The sequence below is a fragment of the Streptomyces sp. ASQP_92 genome, assembly GCF_025399895.1.
In the GTDB taxonomy this organism is placed as follows: Bacteria; Actinomycetota; Actinomycetes; order Streptomycetales; family Streptomycetaceae; genus Streptomyces.
In genome coordinates, this window is the sequence record NZ_JAODUA010000002.1 from 116,108 (window position 1) to 138,006 (window position 21,899).

Genomic DNA, 21,899 nt, shown 5'->3' on the forward strand with positions numbered 1-21,899 from the left:
CCGTGATTCCCGGAGAGATCCTGTTCGCCGAGGACCCCATCGTGCTGAACGAAGGCCGCGAGGTCGTGCGCCTGACCGTCCTCAACGCCGCCGACCGGCCCGTCCAGGTCGGCTCCCACTACCACTTCGCCGAGGCCAACCCCGGTCTCCACTTCGACCGTACGGTTGCCCGGGGCAAGCGACTTCACATCGCCGCAGGCACCGCCGTCCGCTTCGAACCCGGCGTTCCCGTCGACGTAGAACTCGTCCCCCTGGCCGGACGGCGCATCGTGCCGGGGCTGCGCGGCGAGACCGGAGGGTCCCTCGATGACTGACCTCGACCGCGCCGTCTACGCCGACCTGTTCGGCCCCACCACCGGCGACCGCATCCGGCTCGCCGACACCCAACTCCTCGTCGAAATCGAGGAGGACCGCTCCGGCGGGCCCGGACGGTCGGGCGACGAGGCGGTGTTCGGCGGCGGCAAGGTGATCCGCGAGTCCATGGGGCAGGCGCGGACCACCCGCGCCGAAGGCGCACCCGACACCGTTGTCACCGGGGCCGTCATCATCGACCACTGGGGCATCGTCAAGGCCGACATCGGCATCCGCGACGGCCGGATCACCGGCATCGGCAAGGCCGGCAACCCGGACACCATGGACGGCGTCCACCCCGACCTCGTCATCGGACCCGAGACCGAGATCATCGCCGGCAACGGGAAGATCCTCACCGCGGGGGCCGTCGACACCCACGTCCACTTCATCTCGCCCACCCTCATCGACCAGGCGCTCTCCTCGGGCATCACCACCCTGGTCGGCGGCGGCACCGGCCCCGCCGAGGGGACCAAGGCCACCACCGTCACGCCCGGCCCCTGGCACCTGGCCCGGATGTTCGCCGCCCTGGAGAACGCGCCCGTCAATATCGGGCTGCTCGGCAAGGGCAACACCATGTCCCGCGAAGCCATGCACTCCCAACTGCGCGGTGGCGCCCTCGGATTCAAGATCCATGAGGACTGGGGGGCGACCCCGGCCGTCATCGACGCCTGCCTCGGCGTGTGCGAGGAGACCGGTGCCCAACTCGCCATCCACACCGACACGTTGAACGAGGCCGGTTTCGTCGGCGACACTCTCGCCGCCATCGCGGGCCGTTCCATCCACGCGTACCACACCGAAGGCGCGGGAGGCGGACACGCGCCCGACATCATCACCGTCGTCTCGCAGCCCAACGTGCTGCCCAGCTCGACCAATCCGACCCGGCCGCACACCGTCAACACCATCGAGGAACACCTCGACATGCTGATGGTCTGTCACCACCTCAACCCGGCGGTGCCGGAGGACCTGGCGTTCGCCGAGTCCCGGATCCGCCCCTCCACCATCGCGGCCGAGGACTTCCTGCACGACCTCGGAGCCATCTCGATCATCTCCTCCGACTCCCAGGCGATGGGCCGGATCGGCGAAGTCGTCCTGCGGACCTGGCAGACCGCACACGTCATGAAGGTGCGGCGCGGCGCGCTGCCCGGCGACGGACAAGCCGACAACCACCGGGCGCGGCGCTATGTCGCCAAATACACGATCAACCCCGCGGTCGCCCAGGGCCTCGACCGCGAGATCGGCTCCGTCGAGCCGGGCAAGCTCGCCGACCTCGTGCTGTGGGAGCCCGCGTTCTTCGGGGTCAAGCCGCTCCTCGTCATCAAGGGCGGCCAGATCGCCTACGCGCAGATGGGGGACGCCAACGCGTCGATCCCCACCCCGCAACCCATCCTGCCGCGGCCCATGTTCGGCGCCCAGGGCCGGGCGCCCGCCGCCAACTCCCTCAACTTCGTGTCCCAGTCCGCGCTGGAGGACGGGCTGCCCGAACGGCTCGGCCTGGACAAGCGGTTCGTGTCGATCGAGAACACGCGCCGGGTGAGCAAGGCGGACATGCGGGAGAACGACGCGCTGCCGGATGTCCGGGTCGACCCGGACACGTTCACCGTGACCATCGACGGGGATGTGGTGGAGCCCGCGCCCGCCACCGAACTCCCCATGGCCCAGCGGTACTTCCTCTTCTGACGGGTTGTCATTCCATGAGCCGCGCAGCCCTGCTCGTCCTCGCCGACGGCCGCTTCCCCGCCGGTGGCCACGCCCACTCCGGCGGCGCCGAAGCCGCCGTAGCCTCGGGGCGCGTCCGGACCGCCGCCGACCTCGCGGAGTTCTGCCGGGGGCGGTTGCACACCGCGGGCCTCACCTCCGCCGCGCTCGCGGCCGCGGCGGCGTCCGGCCTCGATCCGCTGATCCTGGACGAGGCCGCCGACGCCCGCACCCCGTCGCCGGCGCTCCGGGCCACCGCGCGCAAACTCGGCCGCCAGATGATGCGGGCCGCCCGCGCCACCTGGCCCTCGGCCGAACTCGACGCGCTGGCCGCGGCTCGCCCGCGCGGCGCCCATCAGCCGATCGTGCTCGGCCTCGCGGCCCGGGCGGCGGGGCTCGGGCCCGAGGACGCGGCGCACTGCGTGGCGTACGAGGTGGTCAGCGGGCCGGCCACGGCCGTGGTGCGGCTGCTGAGCCTCGACCCCTTCGAGGCGACGGGCGTCCTCGCCCGGCTCGCGCCGGAGATGGACGCGGTGGCCCGGCGGGCGGCGGTCGCCGCGGCTCAGGCGGTGCGGGGTGGGGTCGACGCGCTGCCCGCGGCGTCGGCTCCGTTGCTCGATGTCATGGCCGAGGCGCATGCGGGGTGGGCGGTGCGGCTGTTTGCGTCTTAGGGGTGCTTCGCCTCCGCGGCGGGCGCCTCTTTGGCAGGGCGCCGCGTCGTCCCTGCCGGGGGCTCCGCCCCCGGACCCCCGATCGCGCCTTAAGGGCGCTCGTCCTCAATCGCCGGACGGGCTCAACGGGTTGCACCCGGCCCGAACCTGTTGGAACGCCCGGTGTGGCTCAAGGGGTTGCACCCGGCCCGAACCTGTTGGAGTCCACGGCCTTCCTTCGTCCTCAAGCGCCGGGCCGGCTCAGGGAGTTGACCCTGCCCGGACCGGTTGTCCGTACCTACATCCCAAGGAGACCCCATGCACCTCGACCACTCCCACGAAGGACCCGCCGCCATCAGTGCCGACGCCCATCGGGGCGACGGGACACGGCGGGCGTTGCGGGTGGGGCTCGGGGGGCCCGTGGGGTCCGGGAAGACCGCTACCGTGGCCGCGCTCTGCCGGGCCCTTCGTGACCAGTTCTCCATCGCCGTCGTCACCAACGACATCTACACCCGCGAAGACGCCGCCTTCCTGCTGCGCAACGCCGTGTTGCCGCCCGAGCGGATCCAGGCCGTGGAGACCGGGGCCTGTCCGCACACCGCCATCCGCGACGACATCTCCGCCAACCTCGAAGCCGTCGAGGACCTGGAGGACTCCGTCGGGCCGCTGGATCTGATCCTCGTGGAGTCCGGCGGGGACAACCTCACGGCCACCTTCTCCAAGGGACTTGTCGACGCCCAGATCTTCGTCATCGACGTGGCGGGCGGGGACGACATTCCGCGCAAGGGCGGGCCGGGGGTCACCACGGCGGATCTGCTCGTCGTCAACAAGACCGACCTCGCGCCGTACGTCGGGTCCGACCTCGGGCGGATGGCGCGGGACGCCAAGGAGCAGCGGGCCGAACTCCCCGTCGTCTTCCAGTCGTTGAGGTCGCAGGCGGGCGTCGCCCAGGTCGCCGACTGGGTGCGGGAGCAGCTCGCGGCATGGGCGGCCTGACGCTCGGCGCGCCGGGAGTGCGCGCCACCGCCCGGATGGTCGCCACCCCGGGGGGCCTGCCCGTGCTGGAAGGCGGGGGGCCGCTCGCGCTGCGCCGCACCCGCGCGCGCGGTCCGTACCACCGGGTGACCGTCGTCGGCGCGATGAGCGCGCCACTCGGTGGCGACCGGATCGCGATCGAGGCCGAGGCGCGTGACGGGGCCCGCCTGCACGTGGACTCGGCCGCGGCCACCATCGCGCTGCCCGGCCGCGACGGTGAGCGGGCGCACTACGACGTACGCCTCGGCGTCGGCGAGGGCGCCGAACTGCGCTGGCTTCCCGAGCAGCTCATCTCGGCAGCCGGCAGCGAGCTCGTGATGCGTACGAGGATCGAGCTCGCGGCCGGTGCCCGTCTGGTGTTCCGTGAGGAGCAGGTGCTCGGCCGCCACGGTGAGACGCCCGGCACCCTCCTCACCCGCCTCACCGTGTACCGCGCCGGGCGCCCCCTGCTCGACCAGGAGCTGGCGTACGGGCCGGGCGCGCCGGGTGGCTGGGACGGGGGAGCGGTGCTCGGCGGCCACCGGGCGGTCGGCCAGTTGCTCATCGTCGGGCCGGAGTTCGCCGACCGTCCGGCCGAGCCGAAGGTGCTGGGCGAGAACGCCGTGCTCACCCCGCTCGCCGGGCCCGGCCTGCTCGTCACGGCCCTCGCTCCGGACGCCCGATTGCTGCGCCGCACCCTCGACGAGGTGCTGCGCGCCCACCCCCCGACACGCTGACCGCTCAGCGGAACACGTCGCACCGGCTATCGGTTCGGTAAAAAAACACCTGTACGGCCTGTGCACAGTGGCCTCACAGACGAAAGGATCGCCCGACAGGCCCAAACGGAGCGCTGAGACTGACAGCGCACTTCAGCAGGGGGAGGTACCACTTGAGACGCACCGCAGTGCTCGGCTCGGCCGGCACACTGATCGCGGGCACGCTGATGGTGGGCGCGATAGCGGCTCCGGTCGCCAACGCCGACAACCGCGACCACGGTTGGTCCGAGGCACGTGGCACGCAGGTCGCGGCAGACCGGGCCGCCAAGCAGGGCATCGCCTGGACCGACTGCCCGGCCGACTGGGCGTTGGCCAAGCCCATCCAGTGCGGCTACGTGAGCGTTCCGCTCGACTACTCGCGGCCCAACGGCAAGCAGATCAAGCTGGCCGTCGACCGCATCGGCAACACCGGCACCAAGGCCGAGCGCCAGGGCGCGCTCGTCTACAACCCGGGCGGCCCCGGCGGTTCGGGCATGCGCTTCCCGACCCGGGTGACCGGCAAGAACCCGCTGTGGACCAACACGTCCAAGGCGTACGACTTCGTGGGCTTCGACCCGCGCGGCGTGGGCCACTCGACGCCGATCTCCTGCGTCGACCCGCAGGAGTACGCCAAGGCTCCGAAGGCCGACCCGGTCCCGAGCAGCGAGGCCGACAAGCGCGCCCAGCGCAAGCTCGCCGCCGAGTACGCGGACGGCTGTGCCGAGCGCAGCGGCTGGATGCTGCCGTACATGACCACCCCGAACACCGCCCGCGACCTGGACGTCATCCGTGCCGCGCTCGGTGAGAAGCAGCTCAACTACCTGGGCGTCTCCTACGGCACCTACCTGGGCGCGGTCTACGGCACCCTCTTCCCCACGCATGTGCGCCGCATGATCGTGGACAGCGTGGTCAACCCGGACCGGGACAACATCTGGTACCAGGCCAACCTGGAGCAGGACGTCGCCTTCCAGGCCCGCTGGAACGAGTGGGAGGACTGGGTCGCCAAGTACGACGCCACCTTCCACCTCGGCACCACCCGGGCTCAGGTCGAGGCGCAGTGGCTGAAGCTGCGCGCCGACGCGAAGAAGAACCCGCTCGATGGCAAGGTCGGCCCGGCCGAACTCCTCGGCTTCTTCCAGAAGGCCCCGTACTACGACTCGTACTGGGTGCCGGTCGCCAAGGCGCTCAGCGCCTACGCGGCGGGCGACTCCAAGCCGGTCGTCCAGGCCGCCGCGTCCGACATGACGGACATCGCGGGCAACATCGCCTCCGAGAACGGCAACGCCGTCTACACGGCCGTCGAGTGCGCGGACGCCAAGTGGCCGACCAGCTGGCGCAAGTGGGACCGGGACAACACCCGTCTGAACAAGGACTACCCGTTCCTGACCTGGTCGAATGCCTGGATGAACCTGCCGTGTGCCACCTGGCCCACCAAGCAGCACAACCCGATCGAGGTCAAGACCGGCAAGGGTCTGCCCACCGTCCTGATCGTGCAGAGCACCAATGACGCCGCCACCCCGTTCCAGGGCGCCGTCGAGCTGCACAAGGCGTTCAAGAACTCGCGCCTCATCATCGAGAAGGGCGCCGGTTCGCACGGTGTGACCGGTCTCGTCAACCCGTGCATCAACTCGCGCGTGGACGACTACCTGCTCACCGGCAAGACCGACAAGGCGGACTTCACGTGCACCCCGCACGCGACGCCCGTTCCGTAACGGTCGACTGAGTGAAGGGGGGCGGCCGGATCCTTCCGGTCGCCCCCCTTTTTTTGCCGTCGTCCTGTCCGGCCTCAGCCGCGCCCGGCCAGCCAGGCGTCCTCGGCCGCGTAGTCGAACAGACCGACCGACGCGTAGTTCTTGGCCATCTTCGGGAACGCCTCGCTCCACTCCCGGCCCTCGAGCCGCGAGGCCAGATACTCCACCGTGGCCGGCAGCGACTCCGCGTACCCCGTCACCGGGCGGTAGCCCAGCTCCCGTTCGGCCGCCGACATGTCGTACACGATCGGATGCGCGGCGCTCCACGGCGTGATGCCGACGGTGCCGTGCGGCGGGGGCCCTTCCACCAGGACGAGTTCGCTGCGCACGCCGAGGACCTCGTCGATGGCCGCGCCGATCTCGGCGACCGTCGGCGCCTCGCCGTCCGCCGCGTTCAGGACCCGGTCGCCGGGCTTGAGCGCGGCCAGCCTGATCAGCTCCGCGAGGTTGGAGACATGCGCCGGATGGAAGCGGCTCTCGCCGTTGTGGGCGAGCACCCGCACCGGACGACCGTCCAACGCCCGCTTCACGAAGTACAGTTCGCGGGGCGTCTGGCATTGGGGCCCGTGGATCGCCCCCGCGCGCAACAGCGTGGAGGGGATGGAGGAGCCGAGCAGTTCCCGCTCCAGGGCCACCTTGCGGGTGCTGTACGTCGCGTCTCCGGGAGCGACGGTGCCCAGGGACTCCGGGATCGGGACCGGGTAGCGGGGCGATCCGTCCGGCTCGTCCTGGGTGTCGAAGTTACGGCCCTTGTCGTCCTCGTAGACGGCGCCGCTGGAGATCACCACCGTCGAGCCGATCCGGTCCGCGAGACCGATCAACTGCCGTGCGTGGTCCGGCCCCCACGCCACCATGTCGACCAGCACGTCGACGCCCTCCCCGAGGGCCGCCGCGAGAGCCGCGCCGTCCTCCCGGTCCACGCGGACGGTCCGCACCTCGCCCGGCCAGTTCGGGTCCGCCTCCCCTCCTCGCGAGGCGGCACGCACCTCCCAGCCGTCCTCGGCGAGCGCGCGCACCGCGGCCCGGCCGATCTGTCCCGTAGCGCCGATGACGAACGCGGTTCCTTGAGTCATGGCCCGGACGCTACGCCCGCGCCGACCACCGCGACCAGGCCGTTTCGCCGTGCGCGGATCCGCTCAGGGCCGAGCGCCGGCGGGAACTTCCGGCTCAGCCGATGAGGCCCCGGAAACGCCGCGACTCCTCCGCCTTCACATCGGCCGCGTACCGGTCCACGTACTCCTGACCCGACAACTCCATGACCTTGTACATGATTTCGTCGGTGACCGCCCGCAGGATGGCCTTCTCGTCCTCCATCCCCTCGTACCGGGAGAAGTCGAGGGGCTCACCGAAGCGGACCGACACGCGCCGGATCTTCGGGACGACCCGGCCGGGCGGCTGGATCTCGAAGGTGCCGACCATGGCGCAGGGGATCACGGGGACCTTGCCCCGGATGGCCATCACCGCGACGCCGACCTTGCCCTTGTACAGCTTGCCGTCCGGCGAACGCGTGCCCTCGGGGTAGATGCCGAGGAGCTCGTCCCTGGCGAGCACTCCGAGCCCCTCGCGGATCGCGGCCTTTCCCGCCTCCTTGCCGGAGCGGTCCACCGGGATCTGCCCGACCGCCCGGAAGAAGGCGGCGGTCAGCCGGCCCTTGATGCCGGGACCAGTGAAGTACTCCTGTTTGGCGAGGAAGGTGATGCGCCGCTTCAGCATCACCGGCATCAGGAAGTGGTCGGAGAACGAGAGGTGGTTGCCCGCGACGATCGCCGCGCCCTCCTCGGGAACGTACTCGAGACCCTCCAGCCTCGGCCGGAACAGCACTCTCAACAGGGGCCCCAGAACTGCGTACTTGAGGATGTAGTAGAGCACCCGCGAGCTCCTCACCATGCAGAAGGGTGGCCAGTGTAAAGGGCGGCTCCGGCCTCGGGTAACCATCTCGCCCGGCCCGCCACGGATCGATCATTCGATCATTTGTGTGCGAGTCATTGAGCGAACGAAGCGCGGAGTGTACAAACCGTTCACGTCTGCGTGTGAACCCTCCGCCTTCCTCATGCCTTTCCCCCTCATCCTCCGGGTTGGAGTCCCCATGACCACTCCCTGGTCCCGCCGTGGCTTCCTCTGCGCCACGGGCGCGTCCGCCCTCGCACTGGGGATCGCCGCCGCCCCGCCGGCGAGCGCCGCCGACGCCTATGACACGCTGCGCGCCAGATGGCGCACCCTGATCCTCGGGGCGGGGGTGGACCCCGCCGTCGAACCGTTCACGTCCAGGCTCGCCGACCTCGGCGCCTCGGCCGCGTCCCTGCGGGCCACGATGGCCCCCGCGAGCGGCTCCCTGTGGCCCGACGCCGTGTACGCGGACCCCGAACCGGACACCGACCAGGAGTCGTTCGGCTACTCGGCCCGGCTGAACGACAGCTGCACCCGGCTGCGCACCATGGCCGAGGCGTACAGCTGGCCGGGCACCGGCCTCACCGGCGACGGCGCCCTCGCCGCGGCCATCGCCACCGGCCTCGACCACCTCCACGCCGACGTCTACAACGAGAACCGAGCCGCCTACGGCAACTGGTACAACTGGCGGATCGGCGCCCCCCAAGCCCTGCTCGACACGTGCGTCCTGCTGTACGACCACCTGCCCGCGGCCCAACTGGGCGGCATCCTCACGGCGGTCGACCACTTCGTGCCGGACAGCGCCGTCGCCGTCTACGGCGGCACCAGCACCGGCGCCAATCGCGTCGACCTCTGCCGGGTGCTGGCCCTGCGCGGACTCCTCGGCAAGAACTCCGCGAAGCTCTCCCTGGCCAGGAACGCGCTCTCGCCGGTCTTTCCGTATGTGACCGAGGGCGACGGCCTCTACCGCGACGGCTCCTTCGTGCAGCACGCCCATGTGCCGTACACCGCCTCCTACGGAACGGTGATGCTCGGCGGCCTCGGCCTGCTGTTCGCGCTGCTCACCGGCTCCGCCTGGGAGGTCTCGGACCCCGCCCGGCAGGTCGTCCTCGACGCGGTCGAGAACGCCTGGGCGCCCTTCCTCTACAACGGCCTCGCCCTGGACTGCGTGGCGGGCCGCGCCATCAGCCGGGGTGTCGCCGCCTCGGACCCCGGGGCCCGCAGGCAGGACGACCATGTGCGCGGCCACGCGATCCTCGCCTCGATCCTGCTGCTCGGGCAGGGCGCCTCCGCCGCCGAGAACACCCGCTGGCGGGGACTGGTCAAGGGCTGGATGCAACGCGACTACTACAGCCCACCGCTGAGCGACCCCTTCCTCGGCCTGTCAAGTCTGGCTCTGCTCAAGGGAGTTCAGGACGACCGCACGGTGGCCGCGATCGCCGAACCCGTCGGCCACCGGATCTTCCCCTCCATGGCCCGGGCCACCCACCGCCGACCCGCCTGGGCGGCCGCCATCAGCATGGCCGACCAGCGGATCACGTACTACGAGACCGGCAACGGCGAGAACCTGCACGGCTGGCACACCGGCTCCGGAATGCTCTCCTGGTGGGGCGGCGGCTACGCCAACGGACAGTACAGCGACGACTTCTGGCCCACCGTGGACCCCTATCGGCTGCCCGGCACCAGCGTCTCGCGCAAGGTCCTCGCAGACGCGGCGGGCGGCGACTGGGGCGCGTCCCGCCCGGACGTCCACTGGGTGGGCGGCGCGAGCGACGGGCAACGGGCCACGATCGGCCAGTACCTCAAAGGGCTCCAGAGCACCCTGCTCGCCAAGAAGGCCTGGTTCTGCCTCGACGACGCGATCGTGTGCCTGGGCGCGGGCATCACCTGCCGGGACGGCACGGTGGTCGAGTCGACCGTCGACAACCGCAACCTCGGGCCGAGCGGAAGCGCGGCCCTCACCGTCGACGGCACCGTGCAGCCGCTCACCCACCCCTGGTCGGCGACCCTGACCGACGTCTCCTGGGTCCACCTCGCGGGTCATGCGGGCTATGTCTTCCCCGGCCGGGCCACGGTACGGGCCCGGCGCGAGGAGCGCACCGGGCGCTGGAGCGACATCAACAAGGGCGGCTCGACGGCGGCGGCCGGCCGCCACTACCTCACCCTGTGGGCCGACCACGGAACCGATCCGTCCGGCGCGGGCTACGCCTACCTTCTGATGCCGGGCGCCTCCGCGGCCCAGAGCGCCGCGCGCGCCGCCGACACCGGCTGGCTGACCGTGCTCGCCAACACCGACGACCAGCAGGGCGTACGGGTGCCCTCGCTCGGCTTCACCGGGGCCGCCTTCTGGTTCGGCGGCACGGTCGGCGCGCTCACCGCGAGTGCGCCGTGCGCGGTGATGATCAGCGAGCGGAGCGACGGCACGGCCGCGATCTGCGTCAGCGATCCCATGCGCGCGCAGACCTCGCTCACCCTCACCTGGAGACGGGCCGTGGCCTCGGTGATCTCACGGCCGGCCACCGTCACGGGTGTCGGCACCGGCGCGGCCCTGACCCTCACGTTCGGCGACCTCAGCGGCACCGGCGGGGCCACCCAGACCACCGTCGTCCGGCTCGGCTGACCCGCACGGCCGCCTCAGGTGCTGCGCGACACCGCGGCCGTCCCGATCGCGGTGAGCCCGAGCACCACCCAGCCGAACCACAGCCAGCCGCTGCTGCCGAGCGCCACCGTGTACGCCGTGATCACCACCAGCATCACCAGGGTGAGCACCATCATCGACTTCGTCGAACGGGGCATCGCGGTCCCCTTCCTCCCGGCAGGTGCCGTGAAGGCCATGGTCACCCCGAGAGGGGCCGGCGCGCTACTGCCCGCGCGTGTTCAGCGAGGCGAGATAGGCGTTGTAGGCCTGAAGTTCCTTGTCGCCGTCGCGCTCGGCGGCCCGGTCGGTGCGGCGCGCGTGCCGCTTCTCGGTGGCGTACCACTGGAAGACCAGGGCGATCAGGACGAGCACCGAGGGGATCTCGCTGAACGCCCAGGCGATGCCGCCGCCCGCCTGCTGGTCGGCGAGCGCGTCGATGCCGAGCGAGGCCGGGGGGTTCTTGTACGTGCTGATCATGGGCTCGCTGGCCATCATCAGGGCGATGCCGAAGAAGGCGTGGAAGGGCATCCCGGCGAAGAGCTCCAGCATCCGCATCACATAGCCGGGCCGGTGCGGCCCCGGGTCCACGCCCATGATCGGCCAGAAGAAGACCAGACCGACCGCGAGGAAGTGGACCATCATCGCGATGTGCCCGGTCTTGGACTCCATCAGGAAGTCGAACAGCGGCGTGAAATAGAGCCCGTACAGGCTCGCGATGAACAGCGGGATCGTGAACGCGGGGTGCGTGACGATCTTCATGTACCGGCTGTGCAGCAGCATCAACAGGACTTCACGCGGGCCCCTGCGGCCGCGCGGGGCGACCGGAAGCGCGCGCAGCGCGAGGGTGACCGGCGCCCCGAGCAGCAGCAGGATGGGCGACAGCATGCTGATCACCATGTGCTGCACCATGTGCGCGCTGAACATGACCATGCCGTAGTCGTTCAGCTTGGTGCACATGACGAGGGCGATGGTCAGGACGCCCACGGTCCAGAAGACCATCCGGCCGACCGGCCAGCTGTCGCCGCGCCGCCTCAGCCGGGCCACGCCCCACGCGTAGAGGGCGAGGCCGAGCAGACAGCCGATGAGGAAGAAGGGGTCCGCCGACCATTCCAGGCCCCGCGCCAGCGTGAACGGCGGCAGGTCCATGTTCATGTCCATGCCGTGCCCGCTGTGATCCATCCGCTGACTCCTGATTCGTACCGGTTGTCCCGCACCAGACTAGAACCGCCCCCGGCCGATGGTGCGGCCGGGGGCGGTTCCGTGCGGATCGAACGATCCGGAAAGCGGACGGAGGCGAGCGGTGCCTAGAGGACGCACTCCGCTTCGGCGTACCGCTCGGCCGGGACGGTCTTCAAGGTGGCCGTCGCCTCGGCGAGCGGGACCATCACGATGTCGGTGCCGCGCAGCGCGGTCAGCATCCCGAACTCGCCGCGGTGGGCGGCCTCCACCGCGTGCCAGCCGAACCGGGTGGCGAGCACACGGTCGTACGCGGTGGGCGTGCCGCCGCGCTGGACGTGCCCGAGGATGACCGGCCGGGCCTCCTTGCCGAGGCGCTGCTCCAACTCGATGGAGAGCTGCCGGGCGACTCCGGCGAAGCGCTCGTGACCGTAGACATCGGTGCCGCCCACGTCGAACTGCATCGAGCCCTCACGCGGCTTGGCGCCCTCGGCGACCACCACGATCGCGAACTTCTTGCCCGCCGAGAAGCGTCGGCCGACCAGCTCGGTCAGCTCGCCGATATCGAAGGGACGCTCGGGCACCACGATGGCGTGGGCGCCGGCCGCCATGCCGGAGTGCAGCGCGATCCAGCCGGTGTGGCGGCCCATGACCTCGACGATCAGCACGCGCTGGTGCGACTCGGCGGTGGTCTTCAGACGGTCGAGGGCGTCGGTGGCCACGCCCACGGCGGTGTCGAAGCCGAAGGTGACATCGGTCGACGCGATGTCGTTGTCGATGGTCTTCGGCACGCCGACGATCGGAAGGCCCGCCTCGGACAGCAGGGTCGCGGCCTTCAGGGTGCCCTCGCCGCCGATCGGGATGATCGCGTCGAGGCCCAGCTCCGCGACATGCCCCTTGGCGCGCTCCACGCCGTCGCGCAGATGCGCGGGCTGGACGCGGGAGGAGCCGAGGATGGTGCCGCCACGGGCCAGGATGCCGCCGACCGCGTCGAGGTCGAGCTTGCGGTAGTCGGCTTCGAGCAGGCCCCGCCAGCCGTCGTGGAAGCCGATGACCTCGTCGCCGTGGTCGACGACCGCGCGGTGCACGACGGATCGGATGACGGCGTTGAGGCCGGGGCAGTCGCCGCCGGAGGTGAGCACACCAATTCGCATTGCCCGGAGAACCTTTGCAACGTGGGCCGACGACCGGACCACGTCGTCCGGTTGGATCCCCGTCACCCTACCGGCGCAAGGTGACGGGGGCCGAATCGGAGGTCCGCCTGATGGACGTCGTACGAACCTACGAGCCGTCCGGCGGCCGGGCCGGGAGGGCGCCGGTGCCGGACGCGCGCGTCATGCGGGCTGCGTCGCCGACGCGATGCGCTCCGCGCGCAGCGCCTCGTACCAGCGGTCGTCGGTCGGCGGCAGCGCGTTCACATCGAGGGCCAGCTTCAGGAGCATGTCCGCGATCTGTGGATTGCGGGCGAGGACCGGACCGTGCATGTACGTGCCGAACACGGTGTCGTTGTACGCGCCCTCGGTGCCGTCCCCGGTGCCGTTGCCCTTGCCCAGGCGCACCCGGGCGAACGGGCGGGCGGTGGGACCGAGGTGGGTGATGCCCTGGTGGTTCTCGAAGCCGGTCAGCTGGGGCAGGCCGAGGCGCTCGTCGATGTCTCCGAGCACATCGCCGACGCACCGCTCGCCCTCGCCGCGGGTCGAGATCACATCGATCAGGCCGAGGCCCTGCTGGCGCTCGCCGACGTCGTTGATGAACTCGTGGCCGAGGATTTGGTATCCGGCGCACACCGAGAAGATGATCGCGCCGTTGGACGCGGCGCGCTCCAGGCCGCCGTCGCGGCGCAGCCGCTCGGCCGCCAGCCGCTGCGGCCGGTCCTCGCCGCCGCCGATCAGGTAGATGTCACCGGAGGTCGGGATCGGCTGGTCGCTGCGGACGTCGAGCCGGTGCACCTCCAGACCGCGCTGGCGCGCACGGCGCTCCACGACCAGGGCGTTCCCCTGGTCGCCGTAGGTGCTCAGGAGGTCGGGGTAGACCCACACGAGGCGCAGGCTGTTGTCTGCCATGTCGCTTGCTTGCTCCTTGCTGAGTCAGTTGCCGACGACGCGGCGGACGTCCTGGAACGCGGTGTAGTTGGCGATCAGCTCGATCCGCCCGGGCGGCGCGAGTTGCGTGCACTCCTCCAGGCTCTCGCAGACCCGGAAGTTCAGGTTCGCGACCTCCAGGCGCACCGCCAGGTCCAGCTTGCGGTCGCCGATCACGAAGAGCGGATGGCCCGCGAGCCGGGTGTAGTCGACGTCCCACAGCCAGGAGGTGTCCGTGCCGTCCGCGCCACGGGCGTTGACGGACAGGACGACCGGCGTGGGCGGCGGGTCGATGAGGGAAAACGTTTCGAGCCAGCCCGCCGGGTTCTTCGCGAGCAGCAGCCGCAGCTCCCGGCCCTGGAAGGTGACGACGTCATAGCGGCCGGCCACCGCCTGCACCTGGTACATGCGTTCCAGGGCGACCTGCGGCGGCACCCCGAACACCGCGGCGACCGCGGCGGAGGTGGCGGCGTTGGCCTTGTTGGCGCGGCCGGGAAGCTGGAGGTGGATCGGCCAGGCCGAGCCGTGCGGGTCCAGCACGTAGTCGCCGTTGAGGACCCAACTGGGCGCCGGGCGGCGGAAACCGCACTCGCCGCAGAACCAGTCGTCGCCGGGCCGCTGCATCACACCGCCGCAGGCGGGGCACGACCAGGCGTCGTCCTTCCACTCCTGACCGGCCGCCACCCACACCACGTTGGGGGAGGAGGACGCGGCCCACACCACCAGCGGGTCGTCCGCGTTGGCGATGACCACGGCCTTCGAGCCGGACAGGCCCTCGCGCCACTTCTCGGCGAGCATCCGGGTCTCGGCGGCGCGGTCGAGCTGGTCGCGCGAGAGGTTCAGCAGCGCGATCGCCTTCGGCGTCACATCGCGCGCGACACCGGCCAGATACTTCTCGTCGACCTCGATCACGCCGTACTTGGCGTCCGAACCGCCCGCGAGGGCGGAGGTGATGCCGGCCGGCATGTTCGCGCCGAGCGCGTTCGACACCACGGGGCCGCTGGCCCCCAGTGCCTCGGCGATCAGCCGGGTCGTGGTCGTCTTGCCGTTCGTCGCCGACACCAGGACGACGTCCAGATGAGTGGCGAGCCGCCCGAGCAGATCGGGGTCGAGCTTGAGCGCGACGCGCCCGCCGATCACCGATCCACTGCCCCGGCCCGCCGCGCGCGACACCGCCGCGGCGGCCTTGCCCGCGGTCACCGCCAGCTTGGCTCGCGGTGACAGGGGCCCGGCACCTCCAACGTGTCCTGACATCGTCCTTGATCCTCCTTGCGCCTGGGTCGGGTGTCAGCCTATCGAGATCCGGTCAGCGCCCCGAACCGCGCCACCATCCGAAATGGCCCCGGCCCCTGGGAACGTACTCTTGCGCCCATGCGCCACCGCCCCATTCCCGGCAGTTCCGGCACCGTACGAGAGATGAGTCTCCTCGGTGACCGCACGCTCCATGCCCCCTGCGAGCCCGTCACGGACTTCGGTCCCGCCCTGCGCCGCCTTGTCGAGGACATGTTCGCGACGATGTACGCGGCGGACGGGGTCGGCCTGGCGGCCAACCAGATCGGCGTCGCCCAGCGGGTGTTCGTGTACGACTGCCCCGACGACGAGGATGTGCGACACCTGGGGTACGTCGTCAACCCCCGCCTCGTGGAGGCGGACGGCGTCGAGGTGCGCGGGCCCGAGGGCTGTCTGTCGCTGCCGGGGCTGGAGGCGCCGACCTCGCGCTTCGACCGTGCGGTGGTGGAGGGAGTGGACCTTGCGGGCGCGCCCGTGCGCGTCAAGGGTACGGGGTTCTTCGCGCGCTGCCTCCAGCACGAGTGCGATCACCTCGATGGGGTGGTGTACGCGGACCGGGTGACGGGCTGGGCCAAGTCCCGCCTGCACCGCGCGATCCGCAAGACCCCCTGGGGCTCCGCCCCGGCCCCCGTTCGCACCTGAACGTCGCTCGTCCTCACGCCGGAGCAGCTGAGGGGCGCGGGGAACCGCGCGAGCAACCACGCACGGTCCGCGGGCGCCCTGGGGCTCCGCCCCAGACCCCGTATCGCGCCTGAACGGCGCTCGTCCTCAATCGCCGGACGGGCTGAAGGTGCTCCAGCACCGAGCAGCTGAGGGGCGCGGGGAACTGCGCGAGCAACCACGCACGGTCCGCGGGCGCCCTGGGGCTCCGCCCCAGACCCCGTATCGCGCCTGAACGGCGCTCGTCCTCAAGCGCCGGACGGGCTGAAGGTGCTCCAGCACCGAGCAGCTAAGGGGCGCGGGGAGCTGCGCGAGCAACCACGCACGGTCCGCGGGCGCCCTGGGGCTCCGCCCCAGACCCCGTATCGCGCCTGAACGTCGCTCGTCCTCAATCGCCGGACGGGCTGAAGGTGCTCCAGCACCGAGCAGCTGAGGGGCGCGGGGAACTGCGCGACCAGCCGTCCACGGTCCGCGGACGACATGCTCCGCCGGAGGCTTTCGGGAAGGGGCGGGGTGGGGGATCAGAACCCCGGACCGTCGGCCCGGTCGCCCGCCCCGGCGAGCCGACCCCACAGCAGATCGGCGAGCGCCCGCACCAACTCCGCGCGGGAGCAGGGGCGTTCACCCAGCCACCAGTCGCCCGCCGCATGCATCATGCCGACGATTCCGTGCCCCCAGACCCGCGCGAGCACATCGCTCCCCGGCCCGAGGTCGATCCGCTCGGCTATGACGACGCCGAGGTCCTCGCCCATGCGGCGCAGCAGCGGCGCCGAGTGACGGCCCACGTCGAAGCCCTGCTCGGACTCGGGCGCCGGTGCGTCCTCGGCCGGATGCATCAGGAAGCGGTAGACCTGCGGCCGCGCCTCGATGGCGGCGAGATACGTCTCCAGGGTCGCCTCGACCCGCTCGCGGCGCTCGGCCGGCGCGTCGAGCGCGGCCCGCAGCGCGGAGAGCAGGGCGTCGGTGTGCCGTTTGGCGAGCGCCCGGTAGAGGCCGCCCTTGTCGCCGAAGTGGCGGTAGAGGATCGGCTTGGTGATGCCCGCCTCCGCCGCGATCGCGTTCATCGACGCCTTGGGGCCGTCCCGCAGCACCACCCGGTCCGCCGCCTCCAGCAGTTCGCGCCGCCGGCGCTCCGCCGCCGTTCGCTGCTGTTCGGCCTGCTGCGTGGTCTCCATGGGTCTCTTCTCCCCGCCCGTACTGCGTCTTCCGTGGGTTCCCGCTGTCGAAAGCCTTGCGCAACGTAACACTCCGCCCGCCTGCGGTGCTGCCGGGCGGGTGGCCGGTTGACAGCGGCTACCCGTCGGTAACAGACTGTTGTTACCGTAAGTAACAGTTGGAGTGGTGGAGGGGTCATGGCCGAGTTCACAATGGATCTCAACGACGACCAGAAGCAGGTCCGGGACTGGCTGCACGGCTTCGCCAAGGACGTGATCCGCCCCGCCGCCGCCGAGTGGGACGAGCGTGAGGAGACGCCCTGGCCGGTGATCCAGGAAGCCGCCAAGGTCGGAATCTACTCCCTCGACTTCTACGCGCAGCAGTTCTTCGACCCGACGGGTCTCGGCATCCCGGTCGCCATGGAGGAGCTGTTCTGGGGGGACGCGGGCATCGCGCTCTCCATCGTCGGCACCGGTCTCGCCGCCGTCGGCGTCCTCGCCAACGGCACCGAGGAGCAGATCGGCACCTGGATCCCGCAGATGTACGGCGATGTGACCGATGTCAAGGTCGCCGCCTTCTGCTCCTCCGAGCCGGACGCCGGCTCGGACGTCGCCTCGATGCGTACCAGGGCCGTCTACGACGAGGCCAAGGACGAGTGGATCCTGAACGGCACCAAGACCTGGGCCACCAACGGCGGCATCGCCAATGTCCACGTCGTCGTCGCGGTCGTCGATCCCGAACTCGGTTCCAAGGGCCACGCCTCCTTCATCGTGCCGCCGAACACCCCGGGCCTGACCCAGGGCCAGAAGTTCAAGAAGCACGGCATCCGCGCCTCGCACACGGCCGAGGTCGTCCTCGAAGACGTCCGTGTCCCCGGCCACTGCCTGCTGGGCGGCAAGGAGAAGCTCGACGAACGGCTGGCCCGCTCCCGTGAGAAGGCGAAGGCGGGTGGTGAGCGCGTGAAGAACGCCGCGATGGCCACCTTCGAGGCCTCCCGCCCGGCCGTCGGCGCGATGGCCGTCGGCACCGCGCGGGCCGCGTACGACTACGCGCTCGACTACGCCAAGACCCGTGAGCAGTTCGGCCGGCCCATCATCGACAACCAGGGCATCGCCTTCCAGCTCGCCGACATGCGCACCCGGATCGACGCGGCCCGCCTGCTGGTGTGGCGCGCGTCCTGGATGGCGACCACGGGCAAGAAGTTCGAGTCCGCCGAGGGCTCGATGTCCAAGCTGTACGCGAGCGAGACCGCGAAGAAGGTCACCGGGCAGGCCATCCAGATCCTCGGCGGCAACGGCTACACCCGCGAGTACCCGGTGGAGCGGATGCACCGGGACGCCGCCATCTACACGATCTTCGAAGGCACCAGCGAGATCCAGCGCCTGGTCATCGCCCGCACCCTGTCGGGCATGCCGATCCGCTAGGCGCGCCCGCCGTACAGGCGCACAGCCGCCCGGGCGTGCCCGGTCTGCCCGGGCGGCCCCGCAACAGTGCCCTCCCGTACCTGGCCCTGGGCCGCCTTCACCGCGTATGCAGAAAGGGATGTATTCCAGCGCAGGAAGAGGCTCCGTGCACGACCATGACGATGCCAGAAGGGTCGGCGCCGCGAACGGGCGCGGCCCGGCGGACAAGCCCGCGGCCAAGGGCGCGGCACCGCCGCAGGGCCTGCGCGCACTACAGGGCACCGTGGGGAACGCGGCCGTCGTGCAGATGCTCCGCCGGGCCGGTCACCCGGGGGAGCGGGAGGAGCACCGGCACGGGGCCGGCTGCGGGCACGCGGCCGAGCAGCCCGCCGTGCAGCGTTCCGCCGTGCACGACGTCCTGCGCGGCAGCGGCCGCCCCCTGGACGAGGCGACCCGGGGCGACATGGAGGCGCGGCTCGGCGCGGACTTCTCCGACGTCCGCATCCACAACGACTCCGCCGCCCGAGCCTCCGCGGCGGAGGTCGGCGCCCGCGCCTACACCTCGGGCAGCCATGTCGTCATCGGCGACGGCGGGAACGACAAGCACACGCTGGCCCACGAGTTGACCCATGTCATCCAGCAGCGCCAGGGCCCGGTCGCGGGGACCGACAACGGCTCGGGGCTCAAGGTCTCCGATCCCTCCGACCGGTTCGAGCGGGAGGCGGAGGCCAATGCCACCCGGGTGATGTCGGGCGGCTCCGCCCGGCAGTCCGCGCCCTCGGCCCCCGAGTCCGGACCCTCGGCATCGGTCCAGAGCGCCCCAGCCGAACCGGCGGTGCAACGCGCCATCACGGTCACCCTCGACGGATACGCCAGTGCCAAGAACGTCGCGGACAAGAACGATCTGACGCGGCAACAGGTCGGCGAGTACTACCGGATGGTCGTCGTGGACGACTACAAGCTGGCCGTCGGCTACGCCCAGGACGGCGGCACCACGCTGAAGGGCCTGGCGAAGGCGCTGCGAACTCCCGCCGGGAACGGGGCAGTTGAGCTGGACGCCCTCGTCGCGGAGATTCGGCGCGTGATCGCCACCGATGTGCCGGCGGACCTGCGGGCCAACAAGAACACCCGGTACGCGGTGGAGCCCCAGGGCGGCTACGAGCACCAGAGCCTGCCCAACGGCGGCAAGGAGGGCGTCTGGGCGAATGACGACGTCATGTGGGACGAGTTCGGCCAGGGGCTTGGCGAGCGCGCCGCCGAGGCGCAGGAGACCACCGGCCGCATCGGCAGTGACCCCCTCAAGCAGCTCACCTGGGGCATGGCCAAGGAACTGCTGCCCAGGCCGCTGACCAACCTGATCTTCGACGTGCGGTTCCAGCTGGAGAGCGGCACCCTGCTCGACGAGCGGACACCGGACCAGCTCACCAGGCGGGACGCGACACCGAACGAGCCGGGCACGCTGAGGAGTTGGCACCAGGACGACTCGGGCCGACTGCCTTCCACCGGCGCGGACCACACCGGCGGCCCCGAGGCCTTCCGCGCCCAGGTCCCCGAGGAGAGCCGGGGCCTGCACGACCACTACCGCGCCCACTCCCAGGCGGGCACCGGGTCCTCGACCCTGAATGCCGCCGGGTTCCCCCGTGGCTTCGCCGAGTACACGGGAACCGGCTCGAACTCCGAGCACAACACCAAGGTCGTCCTCGACTACATCCAGAAGCGCGTCTATCTGACGCTCACGCACTACCAGTACTGGGGCCTGGCCGTCGCCAACGGGCGCACCTACTTCGTGCCCTCCGAAACCCAGGACGCGGTTCAGGCCGACGGCAAGATCCGCAACGGGATGCAGCGCCAGCGCATCCCGGCGGGGACGCCGTACCGCCTCATGAGCCCCTGGGTACAGATCCTGGCGTGAGACATGACGAGGCGCTCCGCCCTCGGGTGAGGACGGAGCGCCGGGGTGTCGCGTACCGGGTCAGGCCGGCAGGTTGGCCTCGATGAGGGCCACGACCTCGGGGGCCTCGGGCTCGGTGCGCGGCCGGATGCGGGCGGCGACCTCGCCCTGCGGCGAGATCAGGAACTTCTCGAAGTTCCACTGGATGTCGCCGGCCTCGCCGTCGGCGTCCGCCGTCTTCGTCAGCTCCGCGTAGAGCGGGTGGCGGCTCTCGCCGTTGACGTCCGTCTTCTCCAGGAGCGGGAACGTCACGCCGTACGTCGCCGAGCAGAACGTGCCGATCTCCTCGGCGGTGCCGGGCTCCTGGCCGCCGAACTGGTTGCACGGCACGCCGAGCACGGTCAGGCCGCGCTCGCCGTACTGCTGCTGGAGCCGCTCCAGGCCGGCGTACTGCGGGGTCAGACCGCACTGGGACGCGACATTGACCAGGAGCACGGCCCGGCCCTTGTACTCGCCGAGCGAGGTCGTCTGGCCGGTGAGGGTGCGCAGCGGAATGTCGTACAGGCTCATTCGGTAACTCCTTCTGGAAAAAGGTGAGTTGATCAGTCGCCGGACGGGGTGAGGGGCCGGAAGAGGCCCTCTTGGACCACCGACACCAGCAGTTCGCCCGCGCGGTTGTAGATCCGGCCGCGGGCGAGGCCCCGCCCGCCCGTCGAGACCGGGGACTCCTGGTCGTACAGGAACCACTCGTCGGCGCGGAAGGGGCGGTGGAACCACATGGCGTGGTCGAGCGAGGCCATGTCGAAGCCGCGCGGGCCCCACAGCGGCTCGACCGGGATGCGCACCGCGTCGAGCAGCGTCATGTCGCTCGCGTACGTCAGCGCGCAGGTGTGCACCAGCGGGTCGTCGCCGAGCGGGCCCACCGCGCGCATCCAGACGGCGCTGCGCGGGTCCGCGCCCTTGATCTCCTCGGGCGTCCAGCGCAGCCGGTCCACGTACCGGATGTCGAACGGCTGGCGGCGCGCCATCCGCTCCAGGGACTCCGGCAGCGCCCCCAGGTGCGCGCGGATCTCCTCGGTGACCGTCGGCAGCGACTCAGGCTCGGGGAAGTCCAGGCGCGGCGGCAGTTGGTGCTCGATGCTGCCGGGCTCGGGGCGGTGGAACGACGCCGTCAGGTTGAAGATCGTGCGGCCCTGCTGCACCGCCGTGACCCGCCGGGTGGTGAAGGAGCGCCCGTCGCGCACCCGCTCCACCTGGTACACGATCGGCACACCGGGACGGCCCGGCCGCAGGAAGTAGGCGTGCAGCGAGTGCACCGGACGCTCGCCGTCCGTGGTGCGCCCAGCCGCGACCAGGGCCTGGCCCGCGACCTGGCCGCCGAAGACCCGCTGGAGGGACTCCTCGGGGCTGCGGCCGCGGAAGATGTTGACCTCGATCTGCTCCAGATCGAGCAGGTCGACGAGTCTCTCCGCCGGGTTGGTCATGTCGTCGCGGTCCTCTCG

The 21,899-nt window shown here is 71.2% G+C and carries 20 protein-coding genes; 10 read left to right on the forward strand and 10 right to left on the reverse strand.

What is annotated here, in order from left to right; genetic code table 11:
* Positions 1 to 2 precede the first annotated feature (2 nt).
* The 6 genes from N4G70_RS06590 to N4G70_RS06615 all read left to right on the forward strand — a co-directional run bounded on the left by N4G70_RS06590 (position 3) and on the right by N4G70_RS06615 (position 6,177).
* A complete protein-coding gene (locus tag N4G70_RS06590) occupies positions 3 to 314 on the forward strand; it encodes an urease subunit beta (protein ID WP_261711501.1) in 312 nt (103 codons plus the stop codon).
* Entirely contained in the window at positions 307 to 2,028 is a 1,722-nt protein-coding gene (locus tag N4G70_RS06595; RefSeq protein ID WP_261711502.1) for an urease subunit alpha, read from the forward strand. The genes N4G70_RS06590 and N4G70_RS06595 overlap by 8 nt, the downstream gene beginning before the upstream one ends.
* Before the next feature lie 14 nt (positions 2,029 to 2,042).
* The gene (locus tag N4G70_RS06600; protein WP_261711503.1) at positions 2,043 to 2,717 is read left to right on the forward strand and encodes an urease accessory protein UreF; all 675 of its coding nucleotides are present in this window, start codon (positions 2,043 to 2,045) and stop codon (positions 2,715 to 2,717) included.
* A 297-nt stretch (positions 2,718 to 3,014) separates the two neighbouring features.
* Entirely contained in the window at positions 3,015 to 3,692 is a 678-nt protein-coding gene (gene ureG, locus N4G70_RS06605; RefSeq protein ID WP_261711504.1) for an urease accessory protein UreG, read from the forward strand.
* Positions 3,680 to 4,447 carry an urease accessory protein UreD gene (locus tag N4G70_RS06610; protein ID WP_261711506.1) on the forward strand — a complete coding sequence of 256 codons (768 nt, stop codon included), beginning with the start codon at positions 3,680 to 3,682 and terminating at the stop codon, positions 4,445 to 4,447. Before ureG ends, N4G70_RS06610 begins: the two co-directional genes overlap by 13 nt.
* Before the next feature lie 152 nt (positions 4,448 to 4,599).
* Positions 4,600 to 6,177 (forward strand): alpha/beta hydrolase, encoded by a 1,578-nt coding sequence (locus tag N4G70_RS06615; protein WP_261711507.1) that lies wholly within the window; start codon positions 4,600 to 4,602, stop codon positions 6,175 to 6,177.
* Positions 6,178 to 6,251: 74 nt separating this feature from the next.
* Here N4G70_RS06615 and N4G70_RS06620 read toward each other — a convergent pair whose 3' ends face one another.
* Both N4G70_RS06620 and N4G70_RS06625 read right to left on the reverse strand, forming a co-directional pair.
* Entirely contained in the window at positions 6,252 to 7,289 is a 1,038-nt protein-coding gene (locus tag N4G70_RS06620) for an NAD(P)-dependent oxidoreductase (protein ID WP_261711508.1), read from the reverse strand.
* Between the two features lie 94 nt (positions 7,290 to 7,383).
* On the reverse strand, positions 7,384 to 8,085 hold the full coding sequence (locus N4G70_RS06625) for a 1-acyl-sn-glycerol-3-phosphate acyltransferase (RefSeq protein ID WP_261711509.1): 702 nt from the start codon (positions 8,083 to 8,085) through the stop codon (positions 7,384 to 7,386).
* 217 nt (positions 8,086 to 8,302) lie between these two features.
* On the opposite strand from N4G70_RS06625, the gene N4G70_RS06630 reads away from it, so the two are divergent.
* A complete protein-coding gene (locus tag N4G70_RS06630) occupies positions 8,303 to 10,723 on the forward strand; it encodes a polysaccharide lyase 8 family protein (protein WP_261711510.1) in 2,421 nt (806 codons plus the stop codon).
* A gap of 14 nt (positions 10,724 to 10,737) precedes the next feature.
* Here the strand turns inward: N4G70_RS06630 and N4G70_RS06635 are convergent, their stop codons facing one another.
* The 5 genes from N4G70_RS06635 to N4G70_RS06655 all read right to left on the reverse strand — a co-directional run bounded on the left by N4G70_RS06635 (position 10,738) and on the right by N4G70_RS06655 (position 15,252).
* The gene (locus N4G70_RS06635; protein WP_162952649.1) at positions 10,738 to 10,899 is read right to left on the reverse strand and encodes a hypothetical protein; all 162 of its coding nucleotides are present in this window, start codon (positions 10,897 to 10,899) and stop codon (positions 10,738 to 10,740) included.
* A gap of 64 nt (positions 10,900 to 10,963) precedes the next feature.
* Positions 10,964 to 11,920: a cytochrome c oxidase assembly protein gene (locus N4G70_RS06640; RefSeq protein WP_261711511.1), complete on the reverse strand. Its 957-nt coding sequence runs from the start codon at positions 11,918 to 11,920 to the stop codon at positions 10,964 to 10,966.
* A 125-nt stretch (positions 11,921 to 12,045) separates the two neighbouring features.
* Positions 12,046 to 13,071, reverse strand: a complete 1,026-nt coding sequence (locus N4G70_RS06645) for a 6-phosphofructokinase (protein WP_261711512.1) — start codon at positions 13,069 to 13,071, stop codon at positions 12,046 to 12,048.
* Positions 13,072 to 13,251: 180 nt separating this feature from the next.
* Complete coding sequence (locus N4G70_RS06650; RefSeq protein WP_261711513.1) at positions 13,252 to 13,980, reverse strand: type 1 glutamine amidotransferase; 729 nt, start codon at positions 13,978 to 13,980, stop codon at positions 13,252 to 13,254.
* 24 nt (positions 13,981 to 14,004) lie between these two features.
* Positions 14,005 to 15,252, reverse strand: coding sequence for a MurT ligase domain-containing protein (locus N4G70_RS06655; protein ID WP_261711514.1), 1,248 nt, complete (start codon positions 15,250 to 15,252; stop codon positions 14,005 to 14,007).
* A 117-nt stretch (positions 15,253 to 15,369) separates the two neighbouring features.
* Between N4G70_RS06655 and def the strand changes: the two genes are divergently transcribed.
* Complete coding sequence (gene def, locus N4G70_RS06660; RefSeq protein ID WP_261711516.1) at positions 15,370 to 15,930, forward strand: peptide deformylase; 561 nt, start codon at positions 15,370 to 15,372, stop codon at positions 15,928 to 15,930.
* A gap of 539 nt (positions 15,931 to 16,469) precedes the next feature.
* Here def and N4G70_RS06665 read toward each other — a convergent pair.
* On the reverse strand, positions 16,470 to 17,123 hold the full coding sequence (locus N4G70_RS06665) for a TetR/AcrR family transcriptional regulator (protein ID WP_261711517.1): 654 nt from the start codon (positions 17,121 to 17,123) through the stop codon (positions 16,470 to 16,472).
* A 177-nt stretch (positions 17,124 to 17,300) separates the two neighbouring features.
* Between N4G70_RS06665 and N4G70_RS06670 the strand changes: the two genes are divergently transcribed.
* Both N4G70_RS06670 and N4G70_RS06675 read left to right on the forward strand, forming a co-directional pair.
* A complete protein-coding gene (locus N4G70_RS06670; protein WP_261711518.1) occupies positions 17,301 to 18,527 on the forward strand; it encodes an acyl-CoA dehydrogenase family protein in 1,227 nt (408 codons plus the stop codon).
* A 118-nt stretch (positions 18,528 to 18,645) separates the two neighbouring features.
* Positions 18,646 to 20,418 carry a DUF4157 domain-containing protein gene (locus N4G70_RS06675; RefSeq protein ID WP_399034417.1) on the forward strand — a complete coding sequence of 591 codons (1,773 nt, stop codon included), beginning with the start codon at positions 18,646 to 18,648 and terminating at the stop codon, positions 20,416 to 20,418.
* Positions 20,419 to 20,478: 60 nt separating this feature from the next.
* Here the strand turns inward: N4G70_RS06675 and N4G70_RS06680 are convergent, their stop codons facing one another.
* Both N4G70_RS06680 and N4G70_RS06685 read right to left on the reverse strand, forming a co-directional pair.
* A complete protein-coding gene (locus N4G70_RS06680; protein WP_261711519.1) occupies positions 20,479 to 20,967 on the reverse strand; it encodes a glutathione peroxidase in 489 nt (162 codons plus the stop codon).
* A gap of 32 nt (positions 20,968 to 20,999) precedes the next feature.
* Complete coding sequence (locus N4G70_RS06685) at positions 21,000 to 21,881, reverse strand: acyl-CoA thioesterase II (protein WP_261711520.1); 882 nt, start codon at positions 21,879 to 21,881, stop codon at positions 21,000 to 21,002.
* Between the last annotated feature and the right edge of the window lie 18 nt (positions 21,882 to 21,899).